General features: G+C 69.1%; 17 protein-coding genes and 2 tRNA genes. 12 read left to right on the top strand and 7 right to left on the bottom strand.

What is annotated here, in order from left to right:
• Positions 1 to 127 precede the first annotated feature (127 nt).
• From B7K21_RS07720 to B7K21_RS07710, 3 genes are all read left to right on the top strand, one after another.
• Complete coding sequence (locus B7K21_RS07720) at positions 128 to 2188, top strand: bifunctional diguanylate cyclase/phosphodiesterase (RefSeq protein WP_159448447.1); 2061 nt, start codon at positions 128 to 130, stop codon at positions 2186 to 2188.
• 1 nt (position 2189) lies between these two features.
• A complete protein-coding gene (locus B7K21_RS07715) occupies positions 2190 to 2741 on the top strand; it encodes a DUF5317 domain-containing protein (protein ID WP_084074880.1) in 552 nt (183 codons plus the stop codon).
• Positions 2742 to 2997: 256 nt separating this feature from the next.
• A complete protein-coding gene (locus B7K21_RS07710; protein WP_084074879.1) occupies positions 2998 to 3723 on the top strand; it encodes a hypothetical protein in 726 nt (241 codons plus the stop codon).
• 71 nt (positions 3724 to 3794) lie between these two features.
• Here the strand turns inward: B7K21_RS07710 and B7K21_RS07705 are convergent.
• Positions 3795 to 3868 (bottom strand) — tRNA-Gly (locus tag B7K21_RS07705).
• A 75-nt stretch (positions 3869 to 3943) separates the two neighbouring features.
• On the opposite strand from B7K21_RS07705, the gene B7K21_RS07700 reads away from it, so the two are divergent.
• The 3 genes from B7K21_RS07700 to B7K21_RS07690 all read left to right on the top strand — a co-directional run bounded on the left by B7K21_RS07700 (position 3944) and on the right by B7K21_RS07690 (position 6051).
• Positions 3944 to 4017, top strand: a tRNA-Pro gene (locus B7K21_RS07700).
• Positions 4018 to 4255: 238 nt separating this feature from the next.
• Positions 4256 to 4837, top strand: coding sequence for a hypothetical protein (locus B7K21_RS07695; protein WP_084074878.1), 582 nt, complete (start codon positions 4256 to 4258; stop codon positions 4835 to 4837).
• Positions 4834 to 6051, top strand: a complete 1218-nt coding sequence (locus tag B7K21_RS07690) for a nucleotidyl transferase AbiEii/AbiGii toxin family protein (RefSeq protein ID WP_084074877.1) — start codon at positions 4834 to 4836, stop codon at positions 6049 to 6051. The genes B7K21_RS07695 and B7K21_RS07690 overlap by 4 nt, the downstream gene beginning before the upstream one ends.
• On the opposite strand, the gene B7K21_RS07685 is transcribed toward B7K21_RS07690, so the two are convergent.
• The 4 genes from B7K21_RS07685 to B7K21_RS07670 all read right to left on the bottom strand — a co-directional run bounded on the left by B7K21_RS07685 (position 6036) and on the right by B7K21_RS07670 (position 10673).
• Positions 6036 to 6968, bottom strand: a complete 933-nt coding sequence (locus B7K21_RS07685; RefSeq protein ID WP_084074876.1) for an aldo/keto reductase family oxidoreductase — start codon at positions 6966 to 6968, stop codon at positions 6036 to 6038. The genes B7K21_RS07690 and B7K21_RS07685 overlap by 16 nt on opposite strands.
• 66 nt (positions 6969 to 7034) lie before the next feature.
• The gene (locus tag B7K21_RS07680; RefSeq protein WP_084075447.1) at positions 7035 to 8426 is read right to left on the bottom strand and encodes a DASS family sodium-coupled anion symporter; all 1392 of its coding nucleotides are present in this window, start codon (positions 8424 to 8426) and stop codon (positions 7035 to 7037) included.
• A gap of 131 nt (positions 8427 to 8557) precedes the next feature.
• A complete protein-coding gene (locus B7K21_RS07675) occupies positions 8558 to 10159 on the bottom strand; it encodes a xylulokinase (protein ID WP_084074875.1) in 1602 nt (533 codons plus the stop codon).
• A gap of 124 nt (positions 10160 to 10283) precedes the next feature.
• Positions 10284 to 10673 carry a DUF1304 domain-containing protein gene (locus B7K21_RS07670; protein ID WP_084074874.1) on the bottom strand — a complete coding sequence of 130 codons (390 nt, stop codon included), beginning with the start codon at positions 10671 to 10673 and terminating at the stop codon, positions 10284 to 10286.
• A 54-nt stretch (positions 10674 to 10727) separates the two neighbouring features.
• Here B7K21_RS07670 and B7K21_RS07665 point away from each other — a divergent pair, with 54 nt between their 5' ends.
• Together B7K21_RS07665 and tig are read left to right on the top strand one after the other, a co-directional pair.
• Complete coding sequence (locus B7K21_RS07665; RefSeq protein WP_084074873.1) at positions 10728 to 11321, top strand: cation transporter; 594 nt, start codon at positions 10728 to 10730, stop codon at positions 11319 to 11321.
• Positions 11322 to 11430: 109 nt separating this feature from the next.
• Positions 11431 to 12798 carry a trigger factor gene (gene tig, locus B7K21_RS07660; RefSeq protein ID WP_084074872.1) on the top strand — a complete coding sequence of 456 codons (1368 nt, stop codon included), beginning with the start codon at positions 11431 to 11433 and terminating at the stop codon, positions 12796 to 12798.
• A gap of 142 nt (positions 12799 to 12940) precedes the next feature.
• Here the strand turns inward: tig and B7K21_RS07655 are convergent, their stop codons facing one another.
• A complete protein-coding gene (locus tag B7K21_RS07655) occupies positions 12941 to 13276 on the bottom strand; it encodes a hypothetical protein (protein WP_084074871.1) in 336 nt (111 codons plus the stop codon).
• A 185-nt stretch (positions 13277 to 13461) separates the two neighbouring features.
• Here B7K21_RS07655 and B7K21_RS07650 point away from each other — a divergent pair, with 185 nt between their 5' ends.
• From B7K21_RS07650 to B7K21_RS07635, 4 genes are all read left to right on the top strand, one after another.
• On the top strand, positions 13462 to 14046 hold the full coding sequence (locus tag B7K21_RS07650) for an ATP-dependent Clp protease proteolytic subunit (protein WP_084075446.1): 585 nt from the start codon (positions 13462 to 13464) through the stop codon (positions 14044 to 14046).
• Entirely contained in the window at positions 14043 to 14759 is a 717-nt protein-coding gene (locus tag B7K21_RS07645; RefSeq protein ID WP_084074870.1) for an ATP-dependent Clp protease proteolytic subunit, read from the top strand. The genes B7K21_RS07650 and B7K21_RS07645 overlap by 4 nt, the downstream gene beginning before the upstream one ends.
• 232 nt (positions 14760 to 14991) lie before the next feature.
• Positions 14992 to 16254 carry an ATP-dependent Clp protease ATP-binding subunit ClpX gene (clpX, locus tag B7K21_RS07640; protein ID WP_084074869.1) on the top strand — a complete coding sequence of 421 codons (1263 nt, stop codon included), beginning with the start codon at positions 14992 to 14994 and terminating at the stop codon, positions 16252 to 16254.
• Between the two features lie 404 nt (positions 16255 to 16658).
• Positions 16659 to 17555: a DUF559 domain-containing protein gene (locus B7K21_RS07635; protein ID WP_144016130.1), complete on the top strand. Its 897-nt coding sequence runs from the start codon at positions 16659 to 16661 to the stop codon at positions 17553 to 17555.
• Between the two features lie 104 nt (positions 17556 to 17659).
• Here B7K21_RS07635 and valS read toward each other — a convergent pair whose 3' ends face one another.
• Complete coding sequence (valS, locus tag B7K21_RS07630) at positions 17660 to 20407, bottom strand: valine--tRNA ligase (RefSeq protein ID WP_084074867.1); 2748 nt, start codon at positions 20405 to 20407, stop codon at positions 17660 to 17662.
• Positions 20408 to 20487 lie beyond the last annotated feature (80 nt).

The following is a 20487-nucleotide window of genomic DNA, read 5'->3' as shown; positions in this document are numbered from 1 at the left end:
GAACCACCGTTCCTCAGCACAAGGAGTGAACGATGAACAAGTGGAGCATCTTCAACAACAGCAAGGTCGTCCGGGCCACCGCGAGCGCGGGCACGATCGTGGCGGTCGCCGCGATCGTCGGCGCCGGATGGAAGTGGGTCTGACCACCCCGGATCGTGAGGGCGGCGCCCCGGAGAAGTCTCCGGCGCCGCCCTCACATCTTGCGCTCTACCTGTTACTCGTCGGGGTCGCCGGCATCGGAGGTGTGGTCGCCGTCACGGTGCGAACGCCCTGGGCAGACACCCTCTCCGCGATCCCGTGGTGGCCCGTGGTGGTCATGGGCGCCGCAGCGATCGCTGGTGAGCTTCGCCCCATCAAGCTCGTGCTCGCGGGGGCGGAGACGAGGCGTCTGTCGACATCGGCGCCCTTCGTGCTTGCGCTGATCCCCATCGCGGGGATCACTGTCGCCGTCCTGGTGCAGATCGTCGCAAGCATCGCGGATGACGCACTGCACCGTCGCGAACTCCGCAAGTCGATCTTCAACACGAGTCAGTACGCCGTGAGCGTGCTCACGGCTGGCCTGGTGTTCACGGCGTTGTCCGGCGAGCGGATGCTCGCGGGACCGATTGCATTCGACGTCGCACACCTGCCCGCGCTTCTCGCGGCGGGCGTGGCGATGGTCGCCGTCAACTGGGTGCTCGTCGCGACAGTGGTGTCTCTCGCGATGCGCGTTCCACTGGCGGTCGTCCTGCGTTCCGATGCGAAGCACTCGTTCTTCACGCACTTGGTGCTGCTGAGCGTCGGCGGCATCGCGGCGCTCGTCGCCGACGATGGTGTCGGCGCACTCGCTCTCCTTGCCGCCCCCACCGTGGCGGCCCACATGTTCTCGGCCGCTGCAGCGCGCAATGCTCACGAGGCGACTCACGACACCCTGACAGGCCTGGCGAACCGGAGTCAGATGGAGCATGCGCTCTCGCGCCTTCTCGGGCAGGGCGGCGACGTCGGGCCGACCCTGGTTCTTATCGACCTAGACCATTTCAAGGACTTCAACGACACGCTCGGGCACCCGGTAGGCGATCGAATCCTCCAGGAGGTCGCGAACAAGCTGGCGAAGACAACGCCGCCGGAGGCGTCGGTCCACCGGCTCGGCGGCGACGAGTTCGCGGTCGTCATCGACGCCGACGCCGACGAGGCCCGCGTGACGACGCTGGAGCTGCTCGGTTCGCTCGACCACCCGCTGGAGGTTGGCGACCTCGAGCTGCTGGTGCGTGCAAGTGCGGGCATCGCCGCCGCGCCCGCGCACGGCCAGGACGCCGAGACACTCATGAAGAACGCGGACATCGCGCTGTATCACGCCAAGCTCGAGCGCGATCGGATCAGCGTCTACTCCGACGAGTACGACATCAACACCGTCGAGCGTCTCAAGTTGCTCGCGGACCTGCGCACCGCGCTCGACAGGCGCGAGCTGCATCTGGTGTTCCAGCCGCAGGTCGACCTCGCTACGGGGCGCACCGTCGCTGTTGAGGCCCTGGTGCGCTGGCAGCACCCCGAACACGGCATGATCGGCCCCGACGAGTTCATCCCTCTGGCCGAGAACTCGGGTCTGATCTTCCCCTTGACCACGTTCGTGCTCGATGACGCGCTCGCTGAACTCGCGCGGTGGACTGCTCAGGGGCACGACGTTCGCATGGCAGTCAACCTGTCGGCACGCCACCTCGCGGATCTGGCCCTGCCGGGGCAGGTGCTGGCGGCGCTCGATCGCCATGACGTGCCGGCCAGCTCGCTGGTGCTTGAGGTGACGGAGACTGGCATCCTCTCCGACGCGGTGCGCGCCGACATGGTCATTCACGCGCTGCGGGAGGTCGGCGTCGAGATCGCGATCGACGACTACGGCACCGGCAACGCCTCGCTCAGCTACCTCAAGCGCCTCGAGGTGGACGAGCTCAAGGTGGACCGTTCCTTCGTGGGAAACATGCTCCAGGACGAGCACGATCAGGTGATTGTGCGCTCCACCATCGAGCTCGCGCTCGCGCTCGGGCTGAGGGTCGTCGCCGAGGGCATCGAGGATGAGCCCACGGTGACCGTCCTCGCGGGCCTCGGCGGAGTCATCGGCCAGGGCTACCACCTGGGGCGGCCCACGACGCCGGACGAGATCGACGTGCGGTTGGCCGCCGAGGCCGCCACCGCGTCGAGCTCGCGGAACGCCTGACATGCTTCTGCTCGCGGTGTGTCTGATCGCCGTGCTGTCGCCCCTTGTCGCGGGCCGGTGGCCCGCGGGGCTGCTGCTCCACAAGTGGCGCTGGGCGTGGCTCGTGTGGGCGTCGCTCCTGCTTCAAGTCCTGATCATCCAGTTCGACGTCGCCCCGGTGCTCGCTCCGGTGCTGCACATCGCCACCTACGTGGCCGCGGGAGCGTTCCTGTGGCTCAACCGCGAGGTTCCCGGGGCGCTCGTGGTCGGCGCGGGTGCCCTGTCGAATGGCGTGACAATCGCGCTCAATGGCGGCACCCTGCCGGCCCGCGCAGGCGCCGTCGAGGCTGCGGGCCTGGACCACGACGGTTCGTTCGCCAACTCGGCGGTGGTCGAGAACCCCGTGCTGCCGTGGCTCGGTGACGTGTTCGCGTGGCCCGAGCCGCTGCCGCTCGCCAACACCTTCTCCGTGGGCGACGTGCTCATCGCCGCCGGCGTCTTCATCGCGGCATGGGCGGGCTCGCGCAGGATCGGCGCGCGTGACGCGGGCGAACCCGTGGCCCAGACCGACTGACGGCGGACGCTCAGCCTGGCCGTGGCGTCGGGCACGTGCCGACGCGGCTGCTACTCGCAGACGATCCCGTCGCCGCCGTCCCGGTACCAGTCGTACTCGGGATCGACGCCGTCATCCATGTGCTGCGGCGACTCCTGACGGGTGTGGCGAATGCCGCTCGCAGGCAGCCGGGACCTTGAGCGGGGCTCGGGGGCGTGTTCGTCCCACTACGGTGGGGGCGCGCCGTGCCGAGGGGGCATGCCGCAGAGAGGGGAACATGAACGTCCGAATCGCAGCCGCCGTCACGTGCGCAGCCCTTGCCCTGGCAGCCTGCTCCGCGCCCGACGCCCAAGAGACTCCCGAGGCGACGCTCACCGCGACGGAGACCGAGCAGGCCGAGCCCGCGCCCACCGAGACCGCGGAGCCGACGCTGGCGGAAGAGATCGCCGCGCAGTGGCCCGACGAGGACTGGGCACCCGCCGAGTCGCCGGCCCTCACGATGACGGCCGAGGAGCGCGAAGAGCTCGTCATGGAGCTCGCCGGAGAGGACCCCTCGGCGTTCACCGACGTGGACCTCCTAGGCGCCGGCACCGACGACGAGCAGACGGCGCTCGCGTTCGCCGCGCTCGCCGACATCGCGGGCGCGATTCCGAGGGTGGGTCGCGACGCGATCCTCGTGTCGATGCTGCTTGACTCGGGCGAGACGCTCGAGAACGGCGACGTCTTCACCGCCGACGACGCGGCCGCGATGCTCGAGTACGGGTGGGGCATCTGCACCGACGTCGAGGGCGGCATGGACTACGCCGAAGCGTTCGGCACCCGCTTCGTCGAGGCCCTCGGGCTCACGTTCAGCGCCGCGTTCGAGACGGACGAGTCCGCCACCGCGGAGGCCGAGCGTGCCGCCACCGCCGCATTGCTCGGCGCGATGCTCGCGCACCTCCAGTGCCCGCAGTACGCCGACGTCGCGACCGACGCGCTCGCGACGATGGGCGAGGGGCAGTAAGCACGGGCTGGCCAAGAGAACGACGAAGCCCCTGGGGGCGGGCCGAGAGGCCGCCTGCCAGGGGCTTTGCGTGGAGCGGGTGACGGGAATCGAACCCGCACCATCAGTTTGGAAGACTGAGGCTCTACCATTGAGCTACACCCGCGCTGTGCCGCCGAGACCGGTCCGGCCCTTGCGTCAGCCGTACTAGAGTAGCGGAGCCTGGCGACAGTCGGGTAACCGGGGTGTAGCGCAGCTTGGTAGCGCATCTGCTTTGGGAGCAGAGGGTCGCAGGTTCAAATCCTGTCACCCCGACGGTGTGATGTGTCGGGACATCCTTCACGGGTGTGTCGAGATATCGTGCGCATGAGGGCCCCTCCTTCGGGAGGGGCTTTCGTGCTTCGTGGGTGTGCTGTCTCGCGACATGAACTGGCGCACCGGGCCTGATGCGGACCCGCGCGTCCCCTCGCGGTCCGGGTCTGGCCAACGGAAATGATCACAGATAGACTGCATCTGTTAATGTTTCTGTCGGACTGGTAGGAAGGGTTCGGTCATGGCTCGATCGGCGGCGCCCGTGCTGCTCGCGTATGAGTCGCTCGCGGATCACGGGCTGACGCGGCACCGACTGGACCGTCTGATCAGCGCGGGGGCGTATGAGCGCATCGCGCCGGGACTCTTCCTCCGTGCGGGTGCGGCAGATGACACGACTGCGGCGTGGATGGCGACCGCTGTCAGGCGCCCCGAGGCTACGCTCTGCCTGCTCTCAGCTCTCGCCTTGCATGACCTGACGGACGAGATTCCTGCTCGCTCCCACATTGCGATCCCGCGCGGGATGGGACCGATCGAGTCGCCTACGGCTCCGATCACATGGCACCGTTTCGATGCGGCGACGTTTGGCATCGGGCGTCGCGAGCACCGTCTTCCCGGCGGTTTGTCCATCGGCCTGTACTCCGCTGAGCGGACGATCATCGACGTGTACCGGTTGCGCCATGAGTGGGGGAGCGATCTCGCTACCGGGGCGTTGAAGCGGTGGCTTCGCCTCCACCGGGGTAGCGCCGGTGCGCTGCTCACCATGGCCGCATCTTTCCCCAAGGCGCAGCCCGCGATCCGGAACGCTTTGGAGATTCTGCTGTGAGTCCGAACCCTCAACGCGGCACACCCGACGGGGACGCACTTCTCGCCATCCGTAGCCTTGCGCGAGCGACCGGCGGGGACGTCCAGGAGCTCCACACTCTGTATGTCCTGGAGGCGTTCCTTTCCCGGATCGCTGCGAGTGAGCATCATGACGACTTCGTGCTCAAGGGAGGCGTGCTGCTCGCTGCGTTCGCGCTCAGGCGGCCCACGAAGGACATCGATCTGCAAGCCACGGGTCTCGCGAACGATGCGGACGACGTCGCAGAGCGAGTCCGGGCGATCGCATCGATCGACATGGCGGACGGTGTCATCTTCGATACCGCCAGCGTGGTTTCTGCCGCGATCCGCGACGAGGAAGAGTATGCGGGGGTCCGGGTTCGACTCGTCGGACACCTCGGGCGCTCTCGCGTCACCATCGGCATCGACGTCAACTTCGGCGATCCGATCTGGCCCGCCCCCACGGTAGTGGAGGTGCCTCGGCTGGTCGCGCTCGGCGAGTTCGGCCTTCTCTTCACGCTGCCCCTGCTGCTGCAGAACGCGCTCGGATACTCGGCGCTCGGCACCGGCTGGCTGGTGCTGTTCCTCGCGATCGGGACGTTCCTCATCTCGGGTGCGACGCCGCAGCTGACGGCGCGGATGGGCGCCCGTGCTGTGGTGCGCATCGGACTGGCGCTCGAGGCGATCGCGGTCGGCGGTCTGGCGCTGACGCTGTCCGCAGACATCTCGGGCGCGGCGATCGCCGCCTGGCTGTTCGTCTATGGCGCGGGCGTGGGCATGGCGACCGCGCAGCTCACGAACGTGATCCTGGTCGAGGTGCCCGTCGCGGAGTCCGGGCAGGCCTCGGGCCTGCAGAGCACGTTCCGCCAGCTCGGCTCCGCGCTCGGGGTCGCGATCCTCGGCACGCTCCTGTTCGTCTCGCTCGGCAAGTCGACCGACGCGCACCTCGCCGACGCCGGAGTCCCGGCCGACGCGCGGCCCGCCATCGTCGAGACCGTGCGGCACTCGGCCGGCGCGGTGATCCCGTCGCTGCAGGCAGACCAGGCGACGGCGGTGGCGGGAGACGCGGCCGCCGAGGCGATGATCACCGCCTCACGCATCACCACCGGCATCGCGACCGGGGTGATCCTCGTCGGCCTCGCTGCCACGTTCGCCCTGCCCGACGCCACGCGCCGGCGCGAGGAGGACGACGAACCTGCCGGTCAGGGAACGGTGTAGCCCGCCGCGCGGAACATCTCGTACCACTCCGCGCGGGACAGGTGGACGTCCGCGCCCTTCGCGGCTGCGGTCACTCGCTCCGGTGTGGTGGTGCCCAGCACCACCTGCATGCGCGCCGGGTGGCGCGTGAGCCAGGCTACGGCGATCGCCTCGACGGGAACCTCGTACTTCCAGGCGAGCCGGTCGATCACCTTATTCAGCTCGGGGTAGCTCGGGTTGCCGAGGAACGGTCCGTCGAAGAACCGCGACTGGAACGGCGACCACGCCTGCAGCGTGATGTCGTGCAGTCGGCAGTAGTCGACGACGCCGTTGTCACGGTCCACGGACTGGTCCAGGTCGCCCATGTTGGCCGCGACCCCGGCAGCGATCGCGGGCGCGTGCGTGACCGACATCTGGATCTGGTTGGCAACCAGCGGCTGCTTCACCGAGCGGCGCAGCAGCTCGATCTGGCCGGGCGTGTGGTTGGAGACGCCGAAGTGCAGCACCTTGCCCGCGTGGTGGAGGTCGTCGAAGGCCCTTGCCACCTCGTCGGGCTCGACCAGCGCATCGGGCCTGTGCAGCAGGAGGATGTCCAGGTAGTCGGTGCCGAGCGCTTCGAGCGATCCCTCGACCCGCTGGACGATGTGCTCGTACGAGAAGTCGAAGTACGGACCCTCCTTGACGATGCCGGCCTTGGTCTGGATGGTCATCGCATCACGCTCCGACGAGGTCAGCTGCAGCGCCTCCGCGAACCGGCGCTCGCAGCCGTGATACGACGACCCGTACAGGTCCGCGTGATCCATGAAGTCGATACCCGCGTCGAGCGCGGTGCTGACGAGCGTGCGCACCTCGTCGTCGGTCTTGTCCTGGATTCTCATCAGGCCCAGGACCACCTGGGGCGCCTCGATCTCCGTGCCTGGCATCGTGAAGGTCTTCATGGCTCCCAACCTATGCCCGACGCGGCGGTCGCCACTCCGTGAACCGGCACGGGCGTCGGGCGTGCGTCACGCGAGGAACGTCACGAGCACCGCCGTCGCCGCGAGGCCGAGCACGCCGATCGGCAGCCCCGTGCGCACCATGTCGCGTGTGGTGACCTTGCCCGTCGAGTACGCAAGTGAGTTCGGGGGAGTGGAGACGGGCAGCGCCATCGCGAGCGAGCACGCGAAGGTGGTCATGATCAGCGCGGGCAGCGCGCCGCCGATCGACTGCAGCGCGGGGGAGGAGGCGCCGAGCGCGGCGACGAGCGGCAGGAGCAGGGCTGCGGTCGCCGTGTTCGAGATGACGGTGCTCATCACCAGCGCGAGGACCCCCACGGTCGCCACGACCACCCAGCCGGACATCGACTCGAAGGGCACCAGCGCGACGAGTGCGGCGCTCAGCCCCGTGTCGAACATCGCGTTGCCCAGAATGACGCCTCCCGCGACCAGCCACAGCACCTCCCAGTTCAGGTTGCGCAGATCGAGCGCCGTCATGACGCCGGTGACGAGCAGCACGGCGATCGGCAGGATCGCGATCACTGCCGCAGGGACGCCATGCCAACTGCTCGTGAGCCACAGCAGCACGGTCGCCGCGAAGGTCGCGTACACGATGATCGCGCGCGGGCTGCCGTCCCACGTCGAATCGATCGTCATCGCGACGTGTCGCGTGCCCGAGCGGAAGCGCCACCCCAGGATCGCCCACGCCACCGCGAGCATGACGATCACGAACGGCACGGCGAACAGCATCCACTCGGCGAACGTGATCGGCTCGACCCCCACGCGGTTGCCTGGCCCCACGTAGTTGATCGCCAGCGCGTTGGGCGGGGTGCCGATGGGGGTGCCGATGCCGCCGACGTTGGCGCCGATGGGGATCGCGAGCACGAGCGCTCTGCGCGCGCGATCCCCGGGCTCGAGACTCGCGATCACGGGCGCCGCGACGGCGAGCATCATCGCTGCGGTGGCGGTGTTGGACATGAACATCGAGAACACCGCGGTGATCGCCATGAGCGCGAGCACCACCATGGGGGTCCGCGTGCCGAACGGACGCAGGATGAGTCGCGCCAAGTTGCGATCCAGTTGGTGCTTAGTCGCGGCGGCGGCCAGGAAGAACCCGCCCAGGAACAGGATGATGACCGGGTCCGAGAACCCCGCGAGGATGTCCACATGGCTGAGCGTCGTGCCGTCCAGCGGCGCCCACCAGCGCGGCACCTCGTCCGAGATGAGCATCAGCTGCGCCGCGATCACCACGATCGAGGTCGCGTAGATCGGGAACGGCTCGAGCACCCATCCCAGGACCGCGAACGCGAAGATCGCGAGCAGGCGGTGCTGCACGGTATCGAGCCCGGCGACGGCTGGCACCGCGAGGATCGCGAGCGGCACGACTGTCACGACGGCCGCGCGCCACCATCGCTCCAGCATGCTGCGTCGCCCCATCGCGTCACCGTCCCCGTCGTCGGTCCTGACTCCAGGTCTAGCCGACGAAGCGGCGGCTGATCAGGGGCGTCGGTCCCGGTTGCGGGGCGCTTCGGGCCGCCCGTCCGACGCGACGGCTAGCTGATCGCCTCCGTCGCCGCACGCTCGATCGCGAGCCCGGCGCGGTACTGGGCGAGCCAGGCCGCATACCCGGCCACGTCGTCGGGCACGGGGTCGGCGACCTGCACGTCCGCGTCGGCGAACACCGACTGCGACAGGTAGTCGCCGAGTGATCCCTCGGCGCCCTTGCGCAGGTACTCGGCGAGCACCGCCATGCCCCACGGCCCGCCCTCGCTGGCCGTGTCTCCCACGGTCACGGGGGCGTCGATCGCCGCCGCGAGCAGGCGCTGCGCCACGCCCGCGGTGCGGAACATGCCACCGTGCGCGAACATCGAGTCGAGCTTCACACCCTCGTCGTGCAGCACACGCATGCCCAGGCTCAGGGTGCCGAAGGCGCCGTACAGCTGGGTGCGCATGAAGTTGGCGAGCGTGAGGCGGCTGCCGGGCGTGCGCACGAACAGAGGGCGGCCCTCCTCGAGGCCGGTGATCGGCTCACCGGACAGGTAGTTGTAGGCGAGCAGTCCACCGCCGTCCGCGTCTCCCTCGAGCGCAGCGGAGAACAGCGTGCCGAACACGGCGTCCGAGCCGCCCTCGAAGCCCATCGCGCTCGCGAACTCTCCGAACACGTTCGCCCAGGTGCCCAGCTCGCTCGCGCCGTTGTTGCAGTGCACCATCGCGACCAGGTCGCCGCCGGGAGTGGTGACGATGTCCAGCTCCTCGTGCACCGACTCGAGCGGCTGCTCGAGCACGACCATCGCGAAGATCGAGGTGCCAGCGGAGATGTTGCCCGTGCGGGGCGCGACGGCGTTGGTCGCGACCATTCCGGTGCCCGCGTCGCCCTCCGGCGCGCACAGGGGAGTGCCGGCCTTGATCGCGCCGGTCGGATCGAGCAGTGCGGCGCCCTCGGCGGTCAGCGCGCCCGCGTCCTCGCCTGCGACGAGCACCTGCGGCAGCAGGGCCGACGCTGCGAGGCCAGGCCTGCGCGCCGCGACCAGCTCGTCGAAGCGCGCCAGCATCGGGGCGTCGTAGTCGTGCGTCGCGGGGTCGATGGGGAACATGCCAGAGGCATCGCCGACCCCCAGCACCTTGCGGCCGGTGAGCTTCCAGTGCACGTAGCCGGCCAGCGTCGTGAAGAACGCGAGGTCCGCGACGTGCGGCTCGTCGTCCATGAGCGCCTGGTACAGGTGCGAGGCGGACCAGCGCAGCGGGAAGTTGAAGCCCAGATGCTCGGTCAGCTCCGCCGCGGCCGGCCCGGTGTTGGTGTTGCGCCACGTGCGGAACGGCACGAGCAGCTGGTCGTCCGCGTCGAACGGGAGGTAGCCGTGCATCATCGCCGAGAACCCGAGCGCCCCCACGCCCGGCAGCGGCGCGCCGTAGGTGGCCTCCACGTTCTTCAGCAGCGCCGCGACGGCGCCGCGCACGCCCTCCCAGATCGCCTCCTCGGAGTACGTCCACAGACGGTCCACGAACTGGTTCTCCCACGCGTGCGACCCGGTCGCGAGCACCGCATGATCCGGTCCGATCAGCACGGCCTTGATGTTCGTGGACCCCAGCTCGATGCCGAGCGAGGTGGTGCCGGCTGCGATCGCCGCAGCCGCGTCGGTGGTGTGCTCCGCCATCGGTTCTCAACTCCCTTGTCTCGTCGCCCGCCGCGATGCGGACGCCCGATGTGAACGTTCGACAATCACTCTACGGCGCGCGACGCGTCGGGCGCGACCCACAGGTCCCAGACGCAGCCCACCGCTAGAGGAGCAGCGAAGCCGCCAACGCGAGCACTGCGACCAGTGGCAGCGTGCCCTGCAGGGCCGCGGGCCGCGCGAACGCACGCGACTTGGTCACGAGTACGACGGCAGCGGCGAGCATCGAACCGGCGCCGGCGAAGACCAGGGCCGCCCCCGCGTCGGACATGCCCGACGCGATGAGCACCACTCCCACGATGGTCACCACGGCGAGGAACAGGTTGTAGAAGCCCTGGTTGTACGCGAGCGCTCGCGTGTGATCCGCCTGCTCCTCGGAGTGCACGCCGAACGTGGCGCGGGCTCGCGGCGTGTCCCACGCGACCGACTCGAGCCAGAAGATGTACACGTGCACGAGCGCCGCGAGGCTTGCGGCGACCAGGGCGAAGACGGTCATCAGGACTCCTTGTCGGGGCGCCCTGACGGCGCCGCTGACTGCCACGATAGGGGCATGGCCCCCACCGCGCTCCGCCGCGCCGTGCTCGCGGTCGCGCTCATCAACCTGGCGTACGCGATCGTTGAGTTCACGGTGTCGCGCCTCATCGGTTCCGTCGCGCTCGTCGCCGACTCGATCGACTTCCTCGAGGACGGCGTGCTCAACCTGCTCATCTTCTTCGCCGCCGCGTGGCCGCTGCACCGGCGCGCCCGCGTCGGGCATGCGCTCGCGATCGTCATCCTCGTGCCCGCCGCCGCGACCCTCATCACCGCGATCCTCAAGATCCTCGACCCCACGCGTCCAGAGACGATCCCGCTGACGGTCACGGCTCTCGGCGCGCTCGCCGCGAACCTCACCGCGGCCGCGATCTTGTCGCGCCACCGCCACCACGCGGGCTCGCTCGCGCGCGCCGCGTGGCTGTCCGCGCGCAACGACGCGCTCGCGAATGTGGCGATCCTCGGCACGGGCATGGTGGCGCTCGCGTGGGTCTCGGGCTGGCCGGACATCATCGTCGGCGTCGGCATCGCCGCGCTCAACGCCGACGCGGGTCTCAAGGTGTGGCGGGCCGCCACGAAGGAGCGTCTCGAAGCCAAGTACGCCGAGGCCTGAGCGCTCCCGATTGGGGTCGCGAGCACATCCCTTATAGGATTGGCGGGTTGCCCGTATACGGGCCCGCCCCGGTACCCGGGCCACATCCCAGCCACCCAGGAGTTTTTCAGTGACCAGCGCCCTTGAGAAGATCGACGACACCACCGTCAAGCTGACGGTCACCCTCACCGAGGAGGACCTCAAGCCCGCCCTCGCCCACGCCTACGAGCACATCGGCGAGCAGGTGCAGATCCCCGGCTTCCGCAAGGGCAAGGTGCCCCCGCGCATCCTCGAGCAGCGCGTCGGCAAGGGCGCGGTCATCGAGCACGCGGTCAACGAGGGCCTGCCCGGCTGGTACTCGGACGCCGTCCAGGAGCAGGGCATCCGCCCGTTCGGCCAGCCTGAGGTCGAGGTCACCAAGATCCCCGGCTCTGTCGAGGGCGACGAGGGACTCGAGTTCACCGCCACCGTCGAGGTGCGCCCCACCGTCGAGCTGCCTGCGGCCGACGCGCTCACCGTGACCGTCGAGCCCATCGAGGTCTCGGACGAGGACGTCGCCGAGCGCCTCGACACGCTGCGCGAGCGCTTCGGCTCGCTCAAGACCGTCGACCGCCCCGCGGCCGAGGGTGACTTCGTCACGCTCGACCTCTCCGCCGTCGTCGACGGCAACGACGTCGACTCCGTGCAGGGCACGTCGTACCAGATCGGCGCCGGCAACATGCTCGAGGGCCTCGACGAGGCCGTCACCGGCCTGTCCGCCGACGAGGAGACCACCTACGAGGGTCCGCTCGCCGCCGGCGACCACGCCGGAGAGACCGCCACCATCACCGTCAAGGTCACTGCCGTCAAGGAGCGCGAGCTCCCCGAGGCCGACGACGACTTCGCGCAGCTCGCCTCGGAGTTCGACACGATCGAGGAGCTCCGCGAGGACCTCACCGAGCAGGCCAAGCGCATCAAGACCAACAACCAGGCCATGGAGGCCCGCGAGAAGCTGCTCGAGGCGCTCACCGAGGCCGTCGGCGACTTCTCCGTTCCGCAGAAGGTCGTCGAGGCCGAGGTGCACCAGCACCTCGAGAACGAGAACCGCCTCGAAGACGACGAGCACCGCGCCGAGGTCACCGAGGAGGCGAACAAGGCGCTGCGCACGCAGATCCTGCTCGACCAGCTCGCCGACGACCTGGACATCCAGGTCGAGCAGCAGGAGCTCCTCGACTACCTGCTCAACGCGTCGCGCCAGTACGGCATGGACCCGGGCCAGTTCATCCAGCAGGTCGAGCAGGCCGGTCAGATCCCCGCGATCGTCGCCGAGGTCGCACGCTCCAAGGCCACCGCGTTCGCGCTGCGCCGCGCCACCGTCGTCGACACCGCCGGTGCCTCCGTGGACCTGTCCCCGGTGATCGGCTCGATCGAGGACGAGAACAAGGACGACTCGGAGATTAACGCCGAGGCCGCCGCCGCGATGGTCGCCGAGGCCGCCGGCGAGTCCGACGCCAAGTAGTCCACGCGTCACGCACGAGGGCCCCGGTCCCGCAGGTTCGCCTGCAGGGACCGGGGCCCTCGGCGTTCGTGCGGAGCACATGCCCGACGCAGCGATCAGTCTCGCCATGCCGGGCCGATCCTTGCCCGTCGCCGTGGTGCCGTCAGGTGCGCAGCAGGAACAGCGTCGCCGGGACGTAGAGCGCCATGCCGATCACGGCGATCACGAGGCCGGCGATGCCCGCCCACCGCTGCGACGCGTTCCCCCGCGCCGCAGCGCGCGTGCCGAGCAACCCCAGGACGACGGCCGCAATGTGACCCACGATCGAGACGTAGGGCAGCAGCAGCGACCCGAGCGCGAGCCAGAACGCGGTCAGGTTCATCCAGCTCGCATCGCGGCGCACGGGACCGGCCTCGGCGGGGCGTTCGCCCGCCTGCCACGGTCCCATCCCCAGCGGGCCGCGCTTGTTCTGATCGAACCTCACTGCATCGAACTCCACGGTTCACCCTGACCCGGCACCCCCTGCGCCGTCCCTGACCACCCTAGCCGCCGCGTCGGGCGTGTTCACCCCGTAGCGAAAAGGGCGAGTTTTCGGCATGGACCGTCAATGCGCGCGGTTAGGTTTGTCGCAGGACCCGAGAAGGAAGGACCGGCGTGAACGAGATCACGGCACGCTCCGAAGGCATGGGGATGGCGCTCAACGACTCCATCTTCAACCGCCTGCTGCGAGAGCGGATCATCTGGCTGGGCGACGAGGTGCGCGACGACAACGCCAACGCCATCTGCGCGCAGATGATGCTGCTCGCGGCAGAGGACCCGGACAAGGACATCTACCTGTACATCAACAGCCCCGGCGGCTCGATCACCGCGGGCATGGCGATCTACGACACCATGCAGTACATCAAGCCCGACGTGGCGACGGTGGCCATGGGCATGGCGGCGTCGATGGGGCAGTTCCTGCTCTCGTCCGGCGCCCCCGGCAAGCGCTTCGCGACCCCGCATGCGCGCGTCATGATGCATCAGCCCTCGGGCGGCATCTACGGCACCGCGACGGACATCCGCATCAACGCGGAGCTGATCATGCACATGAAGAAGACGCTCGCCTCGCTGACGGCGGAGCAGACCGGCAAGACGCTCGAGCAGATCAACAAGGACGCGGACCGCGACCGCTGGTTCACCGCCGACGAGGCTCTGGAGTACGGCTTCGTCGACAAGGTCATCAAGCACGCGGCCGAAGCCGGCGACAAGTCCCAGGGAGGCAAGGCGTGAGCAACGAGTACCAGGCCATCCAGGCAGCCGCACGCACCGCAGGCTCGCTCGGCGGCGCCGCAGGCTTCGGGGGAGCGGCTCCGACCGGCCCCTCGTCGCGCTACATCCTGCCGTCGTTCGAGGAGCGCACCGCCTACGGCTTCAAGCGTCAGGACCCGTACGCAAAGCTGTTCGAGGACCGCATCGTGTTCCTCGGCGTGCAGATCGACGACGCCTCGGCGGACGACGTGATGGCGCAGCTGCTCGTGCTCGAGTCCCAGGACCCCGAGCGCGACATTAAGATCTACATCAACAGCCCCGGTGGCTCGCAGACCGCGCTCACCGCGATCTACGACACCATGCAGTACATCAAGCCCGAGGTGCAGACGGTGTGCCTGGGCCAGGCCGCCTCGGCTGCCGCCGTGCTGCTTGCCGCGGGAGAGCCAGGCAAGCGCCTCGCGCTCCCGAACGCGCGCGTCATGATCCACCAGCCGCGCATCGAGGGCGGCTCCCGCGCGCAGGCCTCGGACATCGAGATCTACGCCGAGGAGATCCTGCGCATGCGCGAGTGGCTCGAGCAGACGCTCGCGCTGCACTCGGGCCAGACGCCGGAGAAGGTCCGCGAGGACATCGAGCGCGACACGTTCCTCTCGGCCGCCGAGGCCAAGGAGTACGGACTCGTGGACGAGGTCCTCGAGTCGCGCAAGCACGCGGCGCTCATCGGCAGCAAGTAAGACACCCCTCGCGGTTCGGCGCGTGCGCCTGGGGCCCGGCCGTCTGGCCGGGCCCTTCGGCGTCTCCGGAGGCCCTTCGCGGGTGCGACGAGCGCTCCTGAGCGTGCGCGGCGAGCTGTCCGCCGCGTCGGGCGTATGCATCGATACGGTCACGATGGCGGCGCGTCCGCCGCCCCCGTGTCAGAGGGCGTCGGTAACCTGGACAACGATGGCACGGTTGGAAGGAGACCGCATGTCCCGCCCCACGGACACCGGTGATCTGCTGAAGTGCACGTTCTGCGGCAAGACGCAGAAGCAGGTGCGCAAGCTGATCGCGGGACCCTCCGTCTACATCTGCGACGAGTGCATCGGCCTGTGCAACGAGATCCTCGAGGAGGAGTTCGCCGAGCAGGTCGAGGCGGAGCTCACGGACCTCCCCAAGCCGCGCGAGATCTACGACTTCCTCGAGCAGTACATCGTCGGGCAGACGCAGGCCAAGCGCGCGCTCTCCGTCGCGGTCTACAACCACTACAAGCGTGTGCGCGCCGCGGAGACGATCGTCAAGGGCGAGGACTCGGTGGACATCGCCAAGTCCAACGTGCTCTTCATCGGCCCCACCGGCACCGGAAAGACCTATCTCGCGCAGACGCTCGCGCGCATGCTCAACGTGCCGTTCGCCATCGCAGACGCGACCGCGCTCACCGAGGCCGGCTACGTGGGCGAGGACGTCGAGAACATCCTGCTCAAGCTGCTCCAGGCCGCTGACTACGACGTGGACAAGGCGCAGCACGGCATCATCTACATCGACGAGATCGACAAGGTCGCTCGCAAGGCGGAGAACCCCTCGATCACGCGCGACGTCTCGGGAGAGGGCGTGCAGCAGGCGCTGCTCAAGATCCTCGAAGGGTCCGTGGCGTCCGTGCCCCCGCAGGGCGGACGCAAGCACCCGCACCAGGAGTTCATCCAGATCGACACGACGAACGTGCTGTTCATCCTCGGCGGCGCCTTCGCGGGCCTCGAGGAGATCATCTCCTCTCGTGTGGGCCGCAAGGGCATCGGGTTCGGAGCGACGCTCAAGGAGGCCGACAACTCGGACCTCTTCTCGGCCGTCACACCTGCCGACCTGCACAAGTTCGGTCTCATCCCCGAGTTCATCGGACGCATGCCCGTCATCGCGACCGTGTCCCCCCTGGACGTGGACGCCATGGTGCGCATCCTCACCGAGCCCAAGAACGCCCTCGTGAAGCAGTACCAGCGGATGTTCGAGATCGACGAGGTGGATCTCGAGTTCGAGGACGACGCGATCCGCGCGATCGCCGAGCAGGCGCTCGAGCGGGGCACCGGCGCTCGCGGTCTGCGCGCGATCATGGAGGAAGTGCTTCAGGAGACCATGTTCGAGGTCCCCGGCCGCGAGGACGTGGGACGCGTCGTCGTGACCCGCGAGGTCGTCATGGATCGCGTCGCGCCGGCCTTCCTCGCGCGCCCCGCCGAGGACGAGCACGAGGGCGCGGCCTAGGCGCAGCCTTCACGCCTCACCGCCGCGCGTGGCCCATGTGCGCCATGCCCACCCCGCTGGGTCGCCCTGTTGCGCCCCCCACGCGCGCAGCGGGGCCGTGCCTGCACCGCGTCCCGTCGCCAAGCCCCACTCGCACCCCGCCGCCGCGACCCCCACGCGAACCGCGCCGCCGCGACCCCCCACGCGAACCGCGCCGCGTTGTGGACGCTCAGTGACGTTCTTCCGCTCCGACTGCATCACAGTGGACCATCCTGTGCCATCAGGCTGCCCGCTAGCGTCGTCCCCAGCCTCGTGCCGCTCGAGTTCAGTCCACCGCCGCAGACCTCGAGCGCGCCTGGGGTCAAGCGCGGAGGTGAACTTGGCGCGTGCGACCCCTGCGAGCCATGCCTGCGAGCGGCAAACCCATGTCCGCGCTGCTCGCGGCCTCGCCCCAGTGCTTCACCTTCGAGGAGCTCGTCGCGCTGTCGTCGCACCGTGCGGCAAGGACTGCGATCGAGAGCGGGCACGCGGTGCGACTCCTGCCGAACTGCTACGTGGGCGTGTGGCACGCGGAGTCGTTCACTGCGCGCGCCGGCGCGGTGCTGCAATGGTTGGGAGACGGGGCGGCTCTCACCGGGTGCGCCGCGCTCTTCGCCTGGGGCGTGCTGACGCGAGCGCCTCGCCAGATCCGCGTCCTCGTCACCGCCGAGCGGCGTCCGCGACCGCCCGAGTGGGTGCGTGTCACGCGCTCGCGCCACGAGGTCGAGACGACCACGCAAGGCGGCTACGCGGTCGTGCCGCTCGCCGTGGCTCTGGTGCGTTCCTTCGAGGAACTCTCGGACGGTGAGGCGCAAGGCGTGGTCTACGAGGCGGTGCAACGGAGGAAGGTCACACCACGTGCACTCGACGAGGCTCTACGCATTCTGCCGCGAGTCGCGCGTCGACGCGAGATACAGAGTCTCGTCGACGACGTGACTGCGGGAGCGCACAGCTACCTCGAGAGCGTCGCGTTGCACCACGTGTTCTTCGGAGGGATGTTCGAGCGGCTGTTGCGCCAGCACACCGTGGTGGTCGAGGGCCGCAAGTGCGTACTGGACATGTACGACCCGGCGACACGTACCTGCATCGAGGTCGATGGAGCGGCTCATCACTCATCGCCGGCTGCCCGTCAGAGTGACGTGGAGCGCGACGTGATGCTCGCGACAATCGGCGTGCAGACGCTCCGCTTCACTTATCGCGACATTGTCGATCGGCCTTCGTGGTGTCGGGCGATGGCGTCGCTGGTGCTGCGGCTACGTGTGGTCACGGCCCCTGGTACATGAGTGTCCACTGGGGTGCACGCGGGCGCGGATTCCGTCACTGAGCGTCCACTCGGGAGATGCGAGCGGGGCCCGACGCGATGCGCCGAGCCCCGCTCCGCTCAGCCTCAGGAGTCGGCGAGGACTGCGTTCTCCGTGCGCACCACAGTCGTGTCCGCGATCTCGTCCGCTTCGCCGTCCTCGGGCGACAGGCCGTCGACGCCCGGCTCGAGCGCCGCCACGGCGTCCACGATCTGCATCGACTGCACCTTCGCGCACGCCATGAGGTCGGCCGATGCGGCGCGCACCAGCTCCACCTGCGACTCCGGCACGAGCAGGTCCACGGACACGATCTCGGTGCGCTGTGCGACCTTCGCCTCGGACTTGACCTTGCGCAGCGCGGAGAGCGCAACGCCTGCCGCAGGGAGCATCTCGGCGGCCCCGTCGCCTGCGGCAGCGCGCAGAGGAGCCGAATCCGGCCACGCGGCGCGGTGCACCGATCCCTCGCGGAACCACGACCACACCTCCTCCGTCGCGAACGGGAGCACGGGAGCGAACAGGCGCAGGAATGACTCGAGTGCGAGAGTGAGCGCGGCGCGTGCCGAAGCGGCCTCGGGCGAGCACGGCGCCGACGGGTCGATCGCCTCGCCGGGCGCCGCACCGTCGTACGCGCGAGCCTTCACGAGCTCGAGGTAGTCGTCGCAGAAGGTCCAGAACAGGGTCTCAGTGACCTCGAGAGCCTTCGTGTGGTCGTACTTCTCGTATGCGGCGGTCGCCTGGTCGACGACGTCGGCCAGCGCCGCGAGCATCGCCTTGTCAAGGGGCTCGGTGACGGGCTTGGCCATGACGGCGTCCGATGCGGTGACGCCGGCGGCCAGCGAGTCGTTCGCAGCGGTCGCGATGCCGGTGGCTCCGAGCACGAACTTCGAGGCGTTGAGGACCTTCATCGCGAGGCGACGGCCGATCTTCATCTGGCCCTCGTCGAACGCGGCGTCCGTGCCGAGGCGAGCGGATGCGGCCCAGTAGCGCACAGCGTCCGAACCGTGCTGCTCGAGCAGACCCATGGGCGTGACGACGTTGCCCTTCGACTTGGACATCTTCTTGCGGTCGGGGTCGAGGATCCAGCCGGAGATGGCCGCGTGCTTCCACGGGAGCACGTCGCTCTCGAGGTGCGCGCGCACGACGGTCGAGAACAGCCAGGTGCGGATGATGTCCTGGCCCTGCGGGCGCAGGTCCATCGGGAAGACCTTGGCGAACAGTTCAGGGTCGTCGCGCCATCCGCCCACGATCTGTGGCGTGAGGGAAGAGGTGGCCCACGTGTCCATCACGTCCTTCTCGCCCATGAAGCCGCCGGGCTCGCCGCGCTGCGACTCGTCGTAGCCAGGAGCAGGCTCGGACGACGGGTCCACGGGCAGCTGGTCCTCGGACGGCGCGATGGGGGAGTCCCACACCGGCTCGCCTGCATCGTTGAGCGGGTACCAGACCGGGATCGGAACACCGAAGAAGCGCTGGCGAGAGATGAGCCAGTCGCCCGTGAGCCCATTGACCCAGTTCTCGTAGCGCTTCCCCATGTGCGAGGGAACGAAGTTCAGCTCTTCGCCGCGCGCGATGAGCTCGCTGCGCAACTTCTCGTCCTTGCCGCCGTTGGCGATGTACCACTGGCGGGACGTGACGATCTCGAGCGGCTTGTCGCCCTTCTCGAAGAACTTCACCGGGTGGGTGATGGGCTTCGGCTCGCCCTCCATGATCCCGGCTTCGCGCAGCATCTCGACGATGCGGGCCTGCGCGGAGAACACCGTCTTGCCAGCGAGCTCGGCGTAGGCCGCGATTCCCTCGGGCGAGTCGATCGCAGCGGGCGGCTCGGACAGGAAGCGACCGTCCCAGCCGATGCATGCGCGGGTCGGGAGCTGCAGCTCGCGCCACCACACCACGTCGGTGACGTCACCGAAGGTGCAGATCATCGCGATGCCGGAGCCCTTGTCGGGCTGCGCGAGGCGGTGGGGGACCACAGGCACCTCAACGCCGAACAGCGGAGTGCGGACGTGCTTGCCGAACAGAGGCTGGTAGCGCTCGTCATCGGGGTGCGCGACCAGTGCGACGCACGCGGGGAGCAGCTCGGGGCGAGTCGTCTCGATGTAGACCGACCCGTACGAGCCGGTGGCCTCCTCGAGGTCGGCCGCGGGCTCGAACGCGAGACGGTGGTACGCGCCTGGGCGCTCGCGGTCCTCAAGCTCGGCCTGCGCGACGGCGGTGCGGAAGGTCACGTCCCACAGCGTCGGCGCTTCGGACTGGTAGGCCTCGCCGCGTGCGAGCGAGCGCAGGAACGCCTGCTGCGCCACCGCGATGGAGGACGGAGAGATCGTCTGGTAGGTGCGCGACCAGTCGACCGAGAGGCCCAGGTGGCGCCACAGCGACTCGAACTGCTTCTCGTCCTCCTCGGTCAGACGCTCGCAGAGTTCGACGAAGTTCTTGCGCGAGATCGGCACCTGGTCCGCGGCTTTGATCGACTTGCCTTCGCCGCCGATGTGCGGCGGGACGAAGTCGGCGTCGTAGGGCAGCGTCGGGTCGCATCGGACGCCGTAGTAGTTCTGCACGCGGCGCTCGGTGGGCAGGCCGTTGTCGTCCCAGCCCATCGGGTAGAAGACTTCCTTGCCGCGCATGCGCTGGTAGCGCGCGACCGTGTCGGTGTGCGTGTAGCTGAACACATGGCCGACGTGGAGGGAGCCCGAGACAGTGGGGGGCGGGGTGTCGATCGAGTAGATCTCCTCGCGGGTCTTCGAGGGATCGAAGCGGTACGTGCCCTGGTTCTCCCAGGCGCCGTTCCAGCGGTCCTCGAGCCCGTCGACAGTGGCCTTGTCAGGGATGCGCGACGTCATGCGGGCCATTCTTCCAGAGGGTCGCGCGCGAGCGAACCTGCACGGGGGTCCTCGGGAGTATCGGTGCTGGTTGCGTGCGC

The organism is Demequina sp. NBRC 110052 (assembly GCF_002090075.1).
Taxonomy (GTDB): Bacteria; Actinomycetota; Actinomycetes; order Actinomycetales; family Demequinaceae; genus Demequina.
The sequence above is the reverse complement of the archived record's forward strand: the minus strand, read 5'-3'. Positions and strand labels throughout refer to the sequence as shown.